The 14,899-nt window shown below is 66.6% G+C and carries 15 protein-coding genes; 8 read left to right on the forward strand and 7 right to left on the reverse strand.

Annotated features, from left to right (window positions below; all coding sequences use genetic code 11):
- Positions 1-3 precede the first annotated feature (3 nt).
- Positions 4-1,632, forward strand: a complete 1,629-nt coding sequence (locus WFK36_RS00220; protein WP_336788698.1) for an AMP-binding protein — start codon at positions 4-6, stop codon at positions 1,630-1,632.
- Here WFK36_RS00220 and WFK36_RS00225 read toward each other — a convergent pair.
- Both WFK36_RS00225 and WFK36_RS00230 read right to left on the reverse strand, forming a co-directional pair.
- Positions 1,599-2,384 (reverse strand): site-2 protease family protein, encoded by a 786-nt coding sequence (locus WFK36_RS00225; RefSeq protein WP_336788700.1) that lies wholly within the window; start codon positions 2,382-2,384, stop codon positions 1,599-1,601. The genes WFK36_RS00220 and WFK36_RS00225 overlap by 34 nt on opposite strands.
- Positions 2,381-3,022 (reverse strand): hypothetical protein, encoded by a 642-nt coding sequence (locus tag WFK36_RS00230; protein WP_419717189.1) that lies wholly within the window; start codon positions 3,020-3,022, stop codon positions 2,381-2,383. The genes WFK36_RS00225 and WFK36_RS00230 overlap by 4 nt, the downstream gene beginning before the upstream one ends.
- A gap of 124 nt (positions 3,023-3,146) precedes the next feature.
- Here WFK36_RS00230 and WFK36_RS00235 point away from each other — a divergent pair, with 124 nt between their 5' ends.
- Together WFK36_RS00235 and WFK36_RS00240 are read left to right on the forward strand one after the other, a co-directional pair.
- Positions 3,147-4,433, forward strand: coding sequence for an adenylosuccinate synthase (locus WFK36_RS00235; protein ID WP_008379538.1), 1,287 nt, complete (start codon positions 3,147-3,149; stop codon positions 4,431-4,433).
- A gap of 25 nt (positions 4,434-4,458) precedes the next feature.
- Entirely contained in the window at positions 4,459-5,994 is a 1,536-nt protein-coding gene (locus WFK36_RS00240; RefSeq protein ID WP_336790893.1) for an adenylate/guanylate cyclase domain-containing protein, read from the forward strand.
- 479 nt (positions 5,995-6,473) lie between these two features.
- On the opposite strand, the gene WFK36_RS00245 is transcribed toward WFK36_RS00240, so the two are convergent.
- Both WFK36_RS00245 and WFK36_RS00250 read right to left on the reverse strand, forming a co-directional pair.
- Entirely contained in the window at positions 6,474-6,935 is a 462-nt protein-coding gene (locus WFK36_RS00245) for a VOC family protein (RefSeq protein WP_336788703.1), read from the reverse strand.
- Positions 6,936-6,940: 5 nt separating this feature from the next.
- Positions 6,941-7,252, reverse strand: a complete 312-nt coding sequence (locus tag WFK36_RS00250; RefSeq protein ID WP_336788705.1) for a hypothetical protein — start codon at positions 7,250-7,252, stop codon at positions 6,941-6,943.
- A gap of 69 nt (positions 7,253-7,321) precedes the next feature.
- Between WFK36_RS00250 and purT the strand changes: the two genes are divergently transcribed.
- Positions 7,322-8,800, forward strand: a complete 1,479-nt coding sequence (gene purT, locus WFK36_RS00255; protein WP_336788707.1) for a formate-dependent phosphoribosylglycinamide formyltransferase — start codon at positions 7,322-7,324, stop codon at positions 8,798-8,800.
- A 127-nt stretch (positions 8,801-8,927) separates the two neighbouring features.
- Positions 8,928-9,389, forward strand: a complete 462-nt coding sequence (locus tag WFK36_RS00260; RefSeq protein WP_008379531.1) for a hypothetical protein — start codon at positions 8,928-8,930, stop codon at positions 9,387-9,389.
- A 62-nt stretch (positions 9,390-9,451) separates the two neighbouring features.
- Here the strand turns inward: WFK36_RS00260 and WFK36_RS00265 are convergent, their stop codons facing one another.
- A complete protein-coding gene (locus tag WFK36_RS00265) occupies positions 9,452-10,834 on the reverse strand; it encodes an FAD-dependent oxidoreductase (RefSeq protein WP_336788710.1) in 1,383 nt (460 codons plus the stop codon).
- 206 nt (positions 10,835-11,040) lie between these two features.
- Between WFK36_RS00265 and WFK36_RS00270 the strand changes: the two genes are divergently transcribed.
- From WFK36_RS00270 to WFK36_RS00280, 3 genes are read left to right on the forward strand one after another with little or no spacing between them, the layout of a single operon-like run.
- A complete protein-coding gene (locus tag WFK36_RS00270) occupies positions 11,041-11,523 on the forward strand; it encodes an Rv0361 family membrane protein (RefSeq protein ID WP_336788712.1) in 483 nt (160 codons plus the stop codon).
- Positions 11,520-11,933: a rhodanese-like domain-containing protein gene (locus WFK36_RS00275; protein ID WP_336788714.1), complete on the forward strand. Its 414-nt coding sequence runs from the start codon at positions 11,520-11,522 to the stop codon at positions 11,931-11,933. The genes WFK36_RS00270 and WFK36_RS00275 overlap by 4 nt, the downstream gene beginning before the upstream one ends.
- A 12-nt stretch (positions 11,934-11,945) precedes the next feature.
- Positions 11,946-13,145, forward strand: a complete 1,200-nt coding sequence (locus tag WFK36_RS00280) for an O-succinylhomoserine sulfhydrylase (protein ID WP_336788716.1) — start codon at positions 11,946-11,948, stop codon at positions 13,143-13,145.
- Between the two features lie 162 nt (positions 13,146-13,307).
- On the opposite strand, the gene WFK36_RS00285 is transcribed toward WFK36_RS00280, so the two are convergent.
- The gene (locus WFK36_RS00285; RefSeq protein ID WP_336788718.1) at positions 13,308-14,384 is read right to left on the reverse strand and encodes an isochorismate synthase; all 1,077 of its coding nucleotides are present in this window, start codon (positions 14,382-14,384) and stop codon (positions 13,308-13,310) included.
- Positions 14,381-14,899: a hypothetical protein gene (locus WFK36_RS00290; protein WP_336788720.1), complete on the reverse strand. Its 519-nt coding sequence runs from the start codon at positions 14,897-14,899 to the stop codon at positions 14,381-14,383. The genes WFK36_RS00285 and WFK36_RS00290 overlap by 4 nt, the downstream gene beginning before the upstream one ends.

Here is a 14,899-nt window from a genome sequence, read left to right on the forward strand (position 1 = left end):
CGCATGGCAGACCTCTTCGACACGGCTGCGCGAACCGCACGATCGGCGCTTGTCGTGGCCCGGTCCGGAGTCGCCGACGTCACCCGACCCGACCACGCACTGGCATCGGTCATCGACATGCCGACGATCGGTCCACTCGCCACCCCGGTCGCTTCGAGTGCCCGCCGGTACCCGGACCGCACCGCGGTGATCGACGGTGACCGATCGATCTCCTACGCCGAGCTCGACGCGGCGTCGTCCGCCCTCGCCGCCTCCCTCGTGAAACGCGGAAGCACGCAGGGACGCACCGTCGGAGTCCTGTGCCGGGACGGCATCGGCTCGATGGAGGCGATGATCGCGGCGTCGAAGACCGGCGCGAGGGTGGTCCTGCTCAACACGGCCATGGCGGGTCCCCAGGTGGCAGACATCGTGGCGCGCGAGAACGTCACGGTGCTCGCGTACGACGCGGAGTTCTCGCCGATCGCCGAGATGTGCGCGGTGCCGAACCGATTCGTCGTGAACGGCGACACCGCAGGGGAGGAGAGCGTCGCCGACCTCATCGCAGAGGGCGTCACGTCGGCGCCCGCGCCGCGGCCGAAGCGTCCGGGCTCGATGGTGCTGCTCACCGGCGGCACCACGGGGCTTCCGAAGGGCGCCGAACGCAGTGTGCGCAATCCCCTCGACGCGGCCGGTCTCATCGAGAGGATCCCGCTCCCACGCTGCGGAGTCGTGGTGTGCGCGGCGCCTCTGTTCCACGGCACCGGGCTGAGCCAGGTCCTGTATTCTATGTCCCTCGGCAGCACCATCGTGCCCGCGGCGGGCCACTCGTCCGACGAACTGTGGGAACTGATCGAGCGGCACCGCGCGACGTCGATCGTCCTCGTTCCGACGATCCTCCAACGACTCCTCGCCGTCGCCGATCACACCAGGTTCGACGCGTCGAGGGTCGAAGTGATCTTCACGGCGGGCTCCCTGCTTCCAGGCCCCGTCGCGGTCGCGGCGCTCGAACGGTTCGGCCCGGTGCTCTACAACCTCTACGGGTCGAGCGAGGTCAGCGTCGTCTCGGTCGCGACACCCGAGGACCTCGCGGCGGCCCCGACCACCGCGGGCCGCCCGCCATCCGTCGTCCGCACCAGGATCTACGACGAGAACGGTCGAGAGATCACCGAACCCGGACGGATCGGATCGATTCACGCGGGAAGCGCGCTCGCCTTCGACGGCTACACCGGTGGCGGCACGAAAGACCGCATCGACGGACTGCTCGCCACCGGCGACCGCGGCCACTGGGATGCCGACGGCAGGCTGTTCGTCGACGGCCGGGACGACGACATGATCGTGTCCGGCGGAGAGAACGTGTATCCCGGCGAAGTCGAAGATCTCATCCTCGCGCACGACGACGTGCTCGACGCGGCGGTCGTCGGAACGCCCGACGACGACTTCGGCCAGCGGTTGGTGGCAGTTGTCGTCCGCGGGGCCGGATCCACGGTGACCGCGGACGAGATCCGAGCCCACGTGAAGCAGAACTTGGCGAGGTACAAGACACCGCGTGAGGTGCACTTCGTCGACGAACTGCCCCGCACCGCCGCCGGGAAACTGCTGAGGCGGACGCTGGTGGAGCGTTACCGCCAGAACTCGAACAGCGCCCAGCCGTAGCTGATGAACGCCGAGTCGATGCCGAACGTGTCCATCACCGTGTACACGATGTTGAAGAACGTCCTGTTCAGCACGGGAATGTAGAGCAGGACGAACACGATGAGGAAACCGAACGGCGCGACCTTGGCGACCGAGCGACGAGTCTCGTAAGAGAGGTACGGCTCGATCGCGCCGAAACCGTCGAGTCCGGGGACCGGCAGCATGTTCAGCAGAACGGCCGTGAACTGCAGGAATGTCAACAATGTCAGCGCAGAGTACAGATTCAGGCCTGCGAGGTCGTCGCCGGGGGTGAGACCGATCAGCGCCGCACACAGCACCAGACCGAGTATCAGGTTCGCCGCCGGGCCCGCGAGTGAGACCTTGGTCCGCTGTTCCGGGGTGAAACCGGCCTCGTTCACGTAGACGGCTCCGCCGGGGAAGCCGATGCCTCCGAGCGCGATGATCAGCAGGGGGAAGCCGATCGACATCGCCGGGTGGGTGTACTTGAGCGGATTCAACGTCAGATACCCGCGGAGCTCGGCCGAGCGGTCGCCGAACCTGAATGCGGTGAACGCGTGCGCGAACTCGTGCAGCGACAACGAGATCACCCAACCGCTCAACACCACAAGCACCGTGCCCACCGTCGCGGTGGCGGTGTCGTCCTTGCCCGAGTCGATCAGCAGGTAGACACCGACGCCGAACGCGGCGCACAAGCCGAGGAACACGGGTCCGGGACGGACCGACTTCAATGCGGCCGCGGTGGGTGTCGTCACGTCGCGACCAGCTTCCAGTCGATGTGGTGGCGGTAGAAGGTCGACCGCTTCACCACCCGCTCGGTGAGCACACCTTCGCGTTCGACGACCACGTTGGTCCCGCCCGTCTGGACGGCGCGCCCGGCGTGCCAGCCGCCCGGCAGCCTGCGCGCGACACGCCCGCGGACTCCCGGCTCGTCAACGGTGGGCTCGATCTCGACGGCCGTCGTCTCCCCGTCGAACAGACGATGCGAGTCCACGTACGTCTCGCCGTGCAGCCGCGCGCCCTCCGCACCCAGATGCCGAGCCCGTCCGACGAGCACGGTGGCGGCGTCGTCGCGGATCAAGGGGAGTGTCCGCGCCACGCCCGACTCGGCGAGAGCGATCGCCCTGGCGCCGTGCTTCAGCCCGTACACCTTGGTCGCCCGTGTCGAATGCGGTGCGATGTAGGCGATCTCGACGTCGAGGCGGTCGTTCTTCATCAGCGCCGCCACCACCTGGGACAGAAAGACGTCCGGGTCGACGCCCGACTCGGCTGCGGCCGGGGGCGACACGATGAGGCGCGTCAGGTCGGGGTCGGTCACGGCGTCGGCTACGAGTTGAGCCGCGGTGAGGCCACCGTCTTCCGGCCTCGACGGCGTGAGATGTGTTGCTGCCACTCGACCAGCCTAACCAGCGGCTCACGCCACGCCTGTCGAGTCGCTGCCGAAGACACTCGGCGACCAATAGGCGCTCGCGGCCCGCGACCCGATAGGGTAGTGCCGAACAGGAGGAGCACCAGACATGGCTGCGATTGTGCTCATCGGCGCCCAGTGGGGCGACGAAGGCAAAGGTAAGGCGACAGATCTGCTCGGCGAGAAGCTGCAGTGGGTGGTCCGCTACCAGGGTGGAAACAATGCGGGACACACGGTTGTCCTGCCGAACGGTGAGACGTTCGCCCTCCACCTCATCCCGTCCGGCATTCTGACCCCGGGCGTCAACAACGTGATCGGCAACGGCGTCGTCGTCGACCCGAGCGTTCTGCTCGCTGAACTCAAGGGCCTCGAAGACCGCGACGTCGACACGTCACGACTGCTGCTGTCGGCCGACGCGCACCTGCTGATGCCGTACCACGTCGCCATCGACAAGGTCACCGAGCGATTCCTCGGCAACAGCAAGATCGGCACCACCGGCCGCGGCATCGGTCCCTGCTACCAGGACAAGATCGCTCGCGTCGGCGTGCGTGTCGCCGACGTCCTGGACGAGAAGATCCTCACCCAGAAGGTCGAAGCGGCCCTCGAGGTCAAGAACCAGATCCTCACCAAGATCTACAACCGCAAGGGCCTCGACCCGAACGAGGTCGTCGACGGCACGCTCGAACTCGCCGAAGGCTTCAAGCACCGCATCTCCGACACGCGTCTGCTGCTGAACCAGGCGCTCGAGCGCGGCGAGACGATCCTGCTCGAAGGCTCGCAGGGCACGCTCCTCGACGTGGACCACGGCACGTACCCGTACGTGACGTCGTCCAACCCGACCGCGGGCGGCGCAGCCGTCGGCGCGGGCATCGGCCCGGGCCGCATCGACACCGTTCTCGGCATCCTGAAGGCATACACCACCCGCGTCGGCGAGGGGCCGTTCCCGACGGAGCTGTTCGACGAGTGGGGCGCGTATCTCGCCAAGACAGGCGGCGAGGTGGGTGTCACCACCGGCCGTGCACGGCGTACCGGCTGGTTCGACGCCGTCATCGCGCGTTACGCCACGCGGGTCAACGGCATCACCGACTACTTCCTCACCAAACTCGACGTGTTGTCGAGCCTGGAGACGGTCCCGATCTGCGTCGCGTACGAGGTCGACGGCGAGCGTGTCGACGACATGCCGATGACACAGACCGGATTCCACCACGCGAAGCCGATCTACGAAGAGATGCCCGGCTGGTGGGAGGACATCTCCGGCTGCCGCACGTTCGAGGATCTGCCCAAGAACGCACAGGACTACGTCTTGCGTCTGGAAGAGCTGTCGGGCGCACACATCTCGTGCATCGGCGTCGGTCCCGGTCGTGACCAGACCATCGTCCGTCGTGAGATCGTCTGAGACTGGCTAGAGTCCTCTCATGAGGATGCCGGGGATCAGCAGGGACTACGGTTCCGTGCTGCTGGGGTCGGCTGATCAGTCGAGCCGCAGCCAGCGGGTGCGGATCCAGACTTTCCTCACCATCGCGATCGTCACTGCGAACGTGATCGGCATCGTGATCGCGATCTGCCTGGTGCTGTTCGGCATCCCGGAACCGTCGTTCCTGCGGCGTGATCTGGTCCTGATCAACTTTCTCGCGGTGCCGGTCTACATCGGAGTGGCACTCCTGCTCGGTGTGGTCGTCGGAACGGCGTCGACTGTCAAAGCCGTCCGGTGGTCGATCGACGGGGAGGTCCCGTCTCGCGACGACGCCAGGCGGGCGCGTCGTGCACAACGACGCCTCGTCCTTCTGCAAGGTGTGCTGTGGATCGGCGGCGCGGGTGTGCTCGGCCTGCTGTACGGGCTCGCCGATCCCGAGCTGATCCCGAAGACGGTCCTGATCATCCTGATGTGCGGACTCGTCGTCGTGTCGATCGCGAGTCTGTTCACCGAGATACTGCTGCGGCCGGTGTGGGCGAGGATGATGCAGGCAGGCCTCGGCATGCGCGGCGGCACGGTGCGGTCTCGCGCCTTCACCAGTTGGTTCATCGGTACGGGCGTGCCGCTGCTCGGCATCACATTCGTCGTCCTGTTCGGTGCGATACGCGGTGAGACGAGCAGTACCAGCGTCCTCATCTCAGTCTCCGTGCTCGCGGTGATCGCGGGAGCGGTCGGTCTGCTCACTACGTCGCTGTTCGTCTGGAGCATCACCGGGCCGCTGCAGAGCGTACGTGCAGGGATGGCGCAGGTCCGAGGCGGAGCCGTCGATCACGACGTCGACCTCGTCGTCTACGACGGCTCAGAGCTGGGAGAACTGCAGTACGGATTCAACACGATGGTCTCGGGGCTTCGGGAGCAGGAGCGACTGCGAGACCTGTTCGGACGGCACGTCGGGCGTGACGTCGCCGCCGCCGCTCTGCGCAGCGACCCAGAGTTAGGCGGAACCGAGCAAGTGGTCGCCGTGGTCTTCGTCGACGTCATCGGGTCGACGACGATCGCCGAGAAGCGCTCACCGACAGAGGTCGTCGCCCTGCTCAACAGGTTCTTCGCCGTCATCGTCGACGCCACCGAACGCAACCGTGGACTGGTCAACAAGTTCGAGGGCGACGCGGTTCTCGCGATCTTCGGTGCGCCGGTCGCGCTCGATGAGCCGGCCACCGCAGCGCTCACCGCAGCGCGGGAGATCGCTGACGGCCTCGCCGCCGACGTGCCGGAACTGACGGCGGGCATCGGCGTCAGCCACGGGACAGTCGTCGCAGGCAACGTGGGCGCGGTTCAACGGTTCGAGTACACGGTCATCGGTGATCCGGTCAATGAGAGCGCTCGACTCTCCGAGGTCGCCAAAGACGATCCCCGCCACCCCGTCGCGTCGGCTCGTGCGATCGGCGCCGCATCACCCGACGAGGCCGCGCATTGGTCGCTGCTTCGTGAGATGACCCTCCGCGGTCGGACCGAATCGACGCCCGTCTACCGCGCACAGTAGCCACCCTGTTCCTTGAGCGGCCGCAGTACCCACCGTGCCCACTCAACCCGTGGCCGACGCCAGACGCTTCGACTCGCTGCGCTCGCTCAACGAGCACTAGGACTCGCTGCGTCTCGCTCAACGAGCAGTAGGGCCTCCGTCGTCAACGAGCCGCGGCCCTCGTCGACGAACGCGGCTTTCGTTGACGTAAACCGACGCTTCGTTGGCAAATGCGGCCTCTGTGAAGGCCGCGTTTGTCTGTGAGGGTCGCGGCGAGGGTTGTGGTGGGTGTGAGGGGCTTCGTTCGCCTGTGCTCGGCAGGGAGATGGCCGGTTCGGCGTGAATCAGCCCGTTCTCGTCGTGGACATGGCTTTGGGTGTTGCTCCGTAGGGAGCGGCCGCGCTGGACGTCGCCCGCGACTTTCACTCACAGACGCGGCTTTCAGGGAGGCCGCGTTTGCCAACGAGGTGTCGGTCGGTGTCGAGGAGTGCAGCGTTTCCTCAGTCGAGGCAGAACTCGTTGCCTTCGGGGTCGGTCATGACGATGTAACCGCCCTCCATCGGCGGGACGGGATCCTGGCGGCGCACACGCTGTGCGCCGAGCGACGTCAGGCGAGCGCACATGTCCTCCAGCGCGGCCATGCGGGCGTCGCCGACCAGGCCGGGCGCCCCGCGCACGTCTAGATGCACACGATTCTTGACGACCTTGTCTTCCGGTACCTGCTGAAAGAACAGCCGTGGACCCACTCCGTCGGGATCCTCCGCCGCCGACCGCGAGTTCCACTGCGAAGTGGGCACGCCGAGGCCTGTGAGGAACGTGTCCCACGCGTCGAACGGGTCGTCACCCGGTCCGAGTTGAACTCCGGGTGGGCCCGGAACGCGGTAGTCGAGCACTGCCGCCCAGAAACGCGACTGACTCCGCGGATCGTGGGCGTCGAAGGTGACCTGGATGTCGAGACTCATGATTCCTATCCGTGATGTCGATGCCACGCGGCTCGCCCGCGTGCGTACTCCGGCCGGTCTCGGTAGACGAACTCGAAACCCTGTGCTGCACTCTCCGAGTTGACCGGGAGGATTCCGAACACGTCCTCCGGCAGTAGTCCGACAGTCGCGATGTACGCGGTCGGTGTCGCGGTGCCGTACTCGCGCGACTTCGGGATGTAGTCGACTCGAGGCAGTTCAACGCCGGGGAACATCGTCGCGACGCGGGCGTTGTCCTCTGCGGACTGCTTCACTGCGAGATTCTGAGATGCCTTCTTCACGGAGTCGAACACGCCCATTCACCGAGCGTGCTTCCATCGAATGCCGCCGTGGGTGGTGCACGCGCGGATGCCCGTAAACTGCCGGGTATGGCGTCTACAGTGATCGGCACCCCGCTGAGTCCGACCGCGGTCAAAGTCCTCCTGCTCGGTTCGGGTGAGCTCGGCAAAGAAGTGACGATCGCTCTGCAACGATTCGGCGTCGAGGTCGTCGCCGTCGATCGATACGCCGACGCTCCGGCCCACCAGGTGGCACATCACGCCGAAGTGATCGACATGACCGACGCCGCGCAGGTCCGTGCCGTGATCGACAAGCACAAGCCGCACTACGTGCTCCCAGAGATCGAGGCGATCGCGACCGACGCTCTCGAAGCGGTCGAGAGCGAAGGCCTGGCCGAGGTGATCCCGAGTGCCAAGGCAGTGTCGGCCACGCTCGATCGTGAACGGATCCGTCGCCTCGCCGACGAGGAACTCGGGCTCCCGACGTCGCCCTACCTGTTCGCGGGCTCGTTGGAGGAGATGCGTCGCGCCGTCACGAGCATCGGATTCCCATGTGTGGTTAAGCCGGTGATGTCATCGTCGGGCAAGGGCCAGAGCGTGCTCAAGGGCCCCGACGACATCGATGCGGCATGGGAAGCGGCGCGGACCGGCGCCAGAGTCAACAACAACCGCGTGATCATCGAGGGCTTCGTCGACTTCGATTACGAGATCACCATGCTCACCGTGCGCGCCGTCGATCCGTCGACAGGCAAGCTCGCAACCTACTTCTGTGATCCCATCGGCCACCGTCAGGTGTCCGGCGATTACGTCGAGAGCTGGCAGCCTCAGCCGATGAGCGAGATCGCCTACGGCACCGCACGGTCGGTGGCAGCGCGGATCGCCACCGCGATGGGCGACGGCGAGAGCACCGGCCGCGGTGTGTTCGGCGTTGAACTGTTCGTCAAGGGCGACGAGGTGTACTTCTCCGAGGTCAGCCCCCGCCCGCACGATACCGGACTGGTCACCCTTGCCACTCAGCGACTCTCCGAGTTCGAACTCCATGCTCGAGCGGTCCTCGGGCTGCCCGTCGACACCACCGCGGTGTCGCCGGGCGCGTCTGCCGTTATCTACGGCAGGCACGAAGCCGTCGGCATCAAGTTCGCCGGCGTCGCCCAGGCGCTGGCCGACCCGGCCGTCGACGTCAGACTGTTCGGAAAGCCGGAGAGCTTCGCGCGCCGTCGGATGGGCGTCGCCGTCGCGACCGCGCAGACCACCGACATCGCGCGTCAGAAGGCGACACGCGCGGCGGAACTCGTTCAGCCACTCGTCGCCGACGCGGCCGAACCCACGGCGCCGCCGACCGTCGCGCAGGAGACTGTCGCGGTCAAACGTCCGCAACCCGCGCAGCCCCGGCCGCCGATGCCACGCGGAGGTCCCATGGGCCAGCCTCCGCGCCCACCCATGGGACGTCCAGGAGGACCGCGCCCCGGACCAGCCGGACCCGCAGGCCCGAGGCCCGTCGCCCCGCCTCCGCCCGGTGCGGGCGGCCACCCCGCTCCGCCCCGCAGGCCGGGACCCCCACCCGCCTGATCCGTGCCCCACCTGAGGAAAACCTGAACAGTTTCGTAACACCCGTGTATGCGGGTCCCGATAGACCGGTTAAGGGCGGACACGCTTCCACCTGTTGCTCTATCAGACGAAACGAAAGGTACTCCTCATGAAGAAGACCCTGACACGTGCTGCCGTCGGCATCGCCGCGGCGGGCGCAATCGGTGCAAGCTCGCTTGTCGCTGCTCCGGCTCAGGCCGCAGGCCCCGGAGATCTCCAGATCATCGGCGGCGTCACCTGTACGTTCAAACTCTGGGGCCCCAACTGGTCCGACGGCCCCGTCTGGCAGATGAACCGCTTCATGGGCGTCAAGAACATCGGCGGCTCGACGATGACCGGCGTGACCGTCACCGAGTTCGGCGGACCGACCCGGTGGGTCAAGGCAGACAAGGACAAGAAGACCAAGACCGGCGAGCTCAAGCCCGGTCAGACCGCGATCCTGTGGAACGACAAGTGGAAGGGCTGCTGGCCCGCGTCGATCTCCGGCTACACGATCGGCCAGCAGGTCGAGAACCCGTTCAACAACGCAGGCTACTGGCAGAACGTGAAGCGTTCGCAGCCGAAGCCGTAGACTTCTACAACAGACAAAAAGGTCCGTCCCTTTCGGGACGGACCTTTTGTCGTCTGTGCAGATCAGACCTTGTCAGGCTCGGATGCGGCCAGCATGTCGTGGCGCTCGACGACCTTGATGCGGTCGCGACCCTGCTCGGCGCCGAGAGCGCGCTCGTGCTCGTCGAGACGGTTCCAGCCGTCCCAGGTGGTGAACGGGATCTTGCGCTCTTCGAGCAGCGCGATGATCGCGCCGTCTGCCGGGGTCGCAGGCGTGTTCAACGTGCCGGCCTTCATGTCGTCGAGAATGCACTCGACGGTCTCGTTGGCGTCGCCCTTGGTATGGCCGATGAGACCGACGGGCCCGCGCTTGATCCATCCGGTCGTGTACAGCCCGGTCAGATGAGCGCCGTCGTCGAACACTCGCCCGGCCTCGTTCGGGATGACGCCTGCCTGGCTGTCGAAGGGGAGACCTGGCAGATTGTCCGAGAGGTATCCGACCGCGCGGTAGATGGCGGTGACGTCCCACTCGCGGATCGCGCCGGTTGGCTTCACGTTGCCCGTGCCGTCGAGCTCGGTGCGCTCGGTGCGGAGACCGACCACCTTGCCTTCCTCACCGAGGACCTCAACGGGGTTCTCGAAGAAGTGCAGGAACAGCTTGTGAATCGCGCCCTGCTTCGGCTCACGGATCGCGTAGTTCTCGATGATCGTCGCGACCTGATCGGTGATCTTGCTGCTGCGGCGGGCGACGGCCGATCCCTCGTCGTACTCGATGTCCTCGGGATCGACGATCACCTCGATGTTCGGCGAGTGGTCGAGTTCCTTGAGCTCGAGCGGCGTGAACTTGGCCTGCGCCGGACCACGACGGCCGAACACGTGCACCTCGATCGCCTTGTTCGACTTGAGACCCTGGTAGACGTTGTCCGGGATCTCCGTCGGCAGCAGTTCGTCGCCGGTCTTGGCGAGGACACGTGCGACGTCGAGTGCAACGTTGCCGACACCGATGACGGCGACCTTCTCCTCCTCCAGCGGCCAGGTGCGCGAGAAGTCGGGATGGCCGTCGTACCAGGCGACGAACTCGCCTGCGCCGTAACTGCGCTCGAGATCGATGCCCGGGATGTCCATGCCGCGGTCGTCGGTGGCACCTGTCGAGAAGACGATGGCGTCGTAGTGGGCGCGCAGGTCGTCCAGCGTGATGTCGGTGCCGTAGTCGATGTTGCCGAGCAGGCGGACCTGCGGCTTGTCGAGGACCTTGTGCAGGGCGTTGATGATGCCCTTGATGCGCGGGTGGTCAGGCGCGACGCCGTAGCGGATCAGGCCGAACGGAGCGGGCATGCGCTCGTAGAGGTCGATGCTCACGCCGCGTTCACCGGCGGTGTCCGACTTCATCAGGGCATCGGCACAGTAGATGCCTGCCGGTCCGGCGCCGACGATGGCGACCCGCAACGGGCGGTTGGTGTCAGTCATGTGCTCGTGCTTCCTCGCACTGGTTGGAATGCTGTCGTCTCTAACGTTAGGTCGTGTGCGGTCCCTGCCAAAATCTCTAAGTGAGGTGAACCTCAGTCGTCCTGGGCGTGAGGGAAACTCTTGACGATCTGGACCCGGTATGCCGCGCTGAACTGGGCGGGACGCCCCGCCGACCACCGACGCCCAACTCGATAGACTCAGGACCTATGAGCGCGAAACAGCCCGACAGCACCGACGTGCCCGCCGAGGAGCAGGCCCCGAAGACGTGGCGGGACGCGCTGCCTTTCATCATCGCGTTCGTCGTCGTGCTGCTCGCCGTCGGATTCATCGGGATCCGTCACTGGACCAACCCCGCGGAGGAGCGGCTCACCGACTCCGCTCAGATTCAGAACGTCGTCAACGACATGTACACGGCGCGGAACTCGCTCGACTACGAGAAGTACCGCAGCACCCAGTGTGAGAAGAACCTCTCCGACGCCGCATTCCCGAAGTCGTTGGACTTCGCCAACCAGAACCGGGCCGAGCGAGATCGCGACGGAAAGCTGATCGTCCCGAACATGGACGTCGAAGTGGCCGGGGACCGTGCCGCGGTGACTGTCACCGAGAAGCGCGAGAACAAGGGAGTCGAGACCAAGACCGAACTCACCGTGATCAAGCAGGGTGACGAGTGGAAGGTGTGCGCAGCATGACGTACTCCGGCGACATCCCGGTCAGCGACGCGTGGGTCAGGCTCCGCGACAACCCGAAGGCTGTGCTGGTCGACTGCCGCACCCGTGCGGAGTGGAACTTCGTCGGTGTCCCCGACATCACATCGCTCGGCAAGCAGACGGTGTTCGTCGAGTGGGTCGACTACCCGAACGGCGCCCGCAACCCGCACTTCGTCGACGAACTCCGCGCCGCCGGACTGGCGGACGACGATGAGGTGCTCTTCCTGTGCCGGTCCGGCCAACGGTCGATCGGCGCCGCTGAAGCCGCGACTGCCGCGGGCTTCCAGTCGGCGTTCAACATCAGCGACGGCTTCGAAGGCGCGACCGACGCCGAGGGGCATCGCGGCGGCGCCGGGTGGCGCGCAGAATCTCTTCCCTGGCGACAGCCGTAAGGAGCATCAATCATGAGCAACGAGCTTCCCGACTGGGTGTCGCCGGAGACCCTCGCCGTCCGCGGCGGGCTGATGCGTTCCGGCTTCTTCGAGACCTCGGAGGCGCTGTACCTGAACAGCGGCTATGTGTACGAGTCCGCTGAGGCGGCGGAACGCGCGTTCACCGGTGAAGACGAGCGTTTCGTCTACACCCGCTACGGCAACCCGACGGTCGCCATGTTCCAGGAACGCCTCCGGCAGATCGAGGGCACGGAGGCGGCGTTCGCCACCGCCAGCGGCATGGCTGCGGTCTTCGTCGCACTCGGTGCGATCTGCAAGAAGGGGACGCGCCTTGTCGCCGCACGCAGTCTGTTCGGGTCGTGCTTCGTGATCTGCAACGAGATCCTGCCGTCGTGGGGCGTCGAGACGGTGTTCGTGGACGGTGAAGACCTCTCCCAGTGGGAGGAGGCGCTGTCCAAACCGACGGACGCAGTGTTCTTCGAGACGCCGTCCAACCCGATGCAGACGCTCGTCGACATTCGCGCGGTCGCCGACATGGCGCACGCTGCAGGCGCGAAGGTGGTGCTGGACAACGTCTTCGCGACGCCGCTGTTGCAGCGCGGCCTCGACTTCGGCGCCGACGTGATCGTCTACTCGGGCACCAAGCACATCGACGGCCAGGGCCGGGTGATGGGCGGGGCGGTGCTCGGCACACAGGAGTTCATCGACGGGCCGGTCCGCGAACTGATGCGGCACACCGGGCCTGCACTGAGTCCGTTCAACGCGTGGACCATGCTCAAGGGTCTCGAGACGATGAAGGTGCGCCTCGACCAGTCGGTGTCGTCTGCGCTGCGCATCGCGGAGTTCCTCGACGCCGACCCCCGCGTCGCGAACGCGATCTACCCGTTCCTCACCTCTCATCCGCAGCACGATCTCGCGCGTGCCCAAATGGCGGGCGGCGGTACCGTGATCACCTTCGAACTCGGTGCGCAGCCGGGGAAGACGGGCAAGGAGCGGGCCTTCGAGGTCCTCAACAAGCTGCAGGTGATCGACATCTCGAACAACCTCGGCGACGCGAAGAGCCTGATCACGCATCCGGCGACCACCACCCACCGGGCGATGGGCCCGGAGGGACGCGCCTCGATCGGTCTCACCGATGCGATGGTGCGCCTATCGGTGGGGCTGGAAGGCGCCGACGACCTCCTTCGCGACCTCGACCAGGCTCTCGGCTGATTCCGTGAGCAGCCTGATCGTCGTCTAGCGGGCACGCTTCGACTCACTTCGTGGGTCTTGAGCGAGCTTGCGAGACGAAAGGCGCTCAACGAGCAGGGGAATTTCACTGCTCCTTGAGCGAACGGAGTGAGTCGAAAGGTCGTTGGAGCAAGCGCGTTGGGATCAGTCGGACAAGCCGAGGGCGGACAGCACGGTTCGGAACTTGGCTTCTGTCTCTGCCACTTCGGCGTCCGGATCGGAACCGGCGACGATGCCGCCGCCCGCCCACGTCGTCACACCGGTGTGCGCCGCGTCGAGTTCGAGGCAGCGGATCGAGACCAGCCACTGGCCGTCGCCCGAGGCGTCGCACCAGCCGACTGCGCCGGCATAGAAGTCTCGGGGGCCTTCGATCTCTGCGATCAACTCGGCCGCCGCCGTTGTCGGAGTTCCACAGACTGCGGGAGTCGGGGACAGCAGAGCTGCGAGGTCGAGCGAAGTGATCGAGGCGTCCGCCAGCACACCGCGGATCGGCGTCGCGAGATGCCACACAGCGGGCGTGGACTGGATCTGCGGCCCATCCGGTACGTCGAGCTCGGTGCAGAGCGGACGGAGCGCGTTGACCAAGGAGTCGACGACGAAGGCGTGTTCGCGAAGGTCCTTGTCGGAGGCGCGCAACGATTCGACGGCTGCGCGGTCGGATGCGGCGTCGCTCCCGCGAGGTGCGGTGCCGGCAAACGGGTGACAGGTCACCACTCGGCCGGACCGGCGGACGAGGAGTTCGGGGCTCGCGCCGATCAACCAGTGTCCACGGCGGCCGGCAGCGTCCAGGGGGACGGCGAACGCGGTGGTGGTGGTGGCATCGCGGCCGGGAACGAACCGCGACGCGAGTGCAACCGGGTCGATCGGATCGTCGAACCGGAGATTCAGGGTGCGTGCGAGGACCGCCTTGCCGACTCGGCCTTGACCGATGGCGGCGAGAGCGGACCGCACGCGGTCGGCGTGCACGTCGGCCGGAGTGATCGTGGAGACGGCTCGACCGAACCCGGAGGTGACGACGGACAGGGGTGCGGCGGGGCCGAAGGTCTCGGGCGCGATCAACGCGGCGTCGCCGGTCGGGTCGAATCCGAACGCGCCGGTCACCGTGGTGACCGCACCGGCGGCCATCGCGTCGTGGGCCTGCCCGACGCTGCTGAACTCGGCGGACACGCCGGAACCTCGCAGGGTCAGGGTGGGTGAGGAGAAGAACGAACTGAGGGTCACTGAGCCAGACCAGCAGGTGGCTCGGGCTGGTCGCGGCGCTCCGCCGGCTGGGGCGGGAGAGGTGGGATCGGCGGTAGCGTCGGCGGCGTCGAAAGACCGGAGTCGAGTCCGGGAGCGAGCGTGATCGACGCGGCGGCCTTCTCGAAATCAGAGATGCCGCGGTCCACGGCGGCCAGCGGATCGGCTTTCGCGTTCGCAGGCAGCGCCCAGATGGTCACCAGGCGTTGATCGAGTTCCCGCGCCGTGATCAGCAGGCGTGCGCGCTCGTCGAGCTGAGTGACGTCGGCGTTGCCGATCGTCGCGTCGAGGGCTTTGGCGGCATCGCGGATCCGGCGATGCAGTCGAGCCTCCGGATCGTGCGAGCCGGCCCAGGACGCGGGGACGGCGACGTCCACTCCGGGGATGTGGATCGCCGCTGCCTGCGACTTCTTCCCCGATCTCGCCAGTGCGACGGCGAACGCGGTCGCAAGGCCGGCGATCGCCACGAGCACGAGCAGGATCACGACAACGATCAT

It is taken from the genome of Gordonia malaquae (assembly GCF_037148075.1).
Classification (GTDB): Bacteria; Actinomycetota; Actinomycetes; order Mycobacteriales; family Mycobacteriaceae; genus Gordonia; species Gordonia malaquae.

Excerpts from the sequence above, each read along its gene's own strand:
- WFK36_RS00240 (WP_336790893.1), top strand. The coding sequence starts at position 4,459 with ATGCCGGGGATCAGCAGGGACTACGGTTCCGTGCTGCTGGGGTCGGCT.
- WFK36_RS00280 (WP_336788716.1), top strand. The coding sequence starts at position 11,946 with ATGAGCAACGAGCTTCCCGACTGGGTGTCGCCGGAGACCCTCGCCGTC.
- WFK36_RS00235 (WP_008379538.1), top strand. The coding sequence starts at position 3,147 with ATGGCTGCGATTGTGCTCATCGGCGCCCAGTGGGGCGACGAAGGCAAA.
- WFK36_RS00290 (WP_336788720.1), bottom strand. The coding sequence starts at position 14,899 with ATGATCGTTGTCGTGATCCTGCTCGTGCTCGTGGCGATCGCCGGCCTT.
- WFK36_RS00275 (WP_336788714.1), top strand. The coding sequence starts at position 11,520 with ATGACGTACTCCGGCGACATCCCGGTCAGCGACGCGTGGGTCAGGCTC.
- purT (WP_336788707.1), top strand. The coding sequence starts at position 7,322 with ATGGCGTCTACAGTGATCGGCACCCCGCTGAGTCCGACCGCGGTCAAA.
- WFK36_RS00250 (WP_336788705.1), bottom strand. The coding sequence starts at position 7,252 with ATGGGCGTGTTCGACTCCGTGAAGAAGGCATCTCAGAATCTCGCAGTG.
- WFK36_RS00270 (WP_336788712.1), top strand. The coding sequence starts at position 11,041 with ATGAGCGCGAAACAGCCCGACAGCACCGACGTGCCCGCCGAGGAGCAG.
- WFK36_RS00220 (WP_336788698.1), top strand. The coding sequence starts at position 4 with ATGGCAGACCTCTTCGACACGGCTGCGCGAACCGCACGATCGGCGCTT.
- WFK36_RS00245 (WP_336788703.1), bottom strand. The coding sequence starts at position 6,935 with ATGAGTCTCGACATCCAGGTCACCTTCGACGCCCACGATCCGCGGAGT.
- WFK36_RS00260 (WP_008379531.1), top strand. The coding sequence starts at position 8,928 with ATGAAGAAGACCCTGACACGTGCTGCCGTCGGCATCGCCGCGGCGGGC.
- WFK36_RS00265 (WP_336788710.1), bottom strand. The coding sequence starts at position 10,834 with ATGACTGACACCAACCGCCCGTTGCGGGTCGCCATCGTCGGCGCCGGA.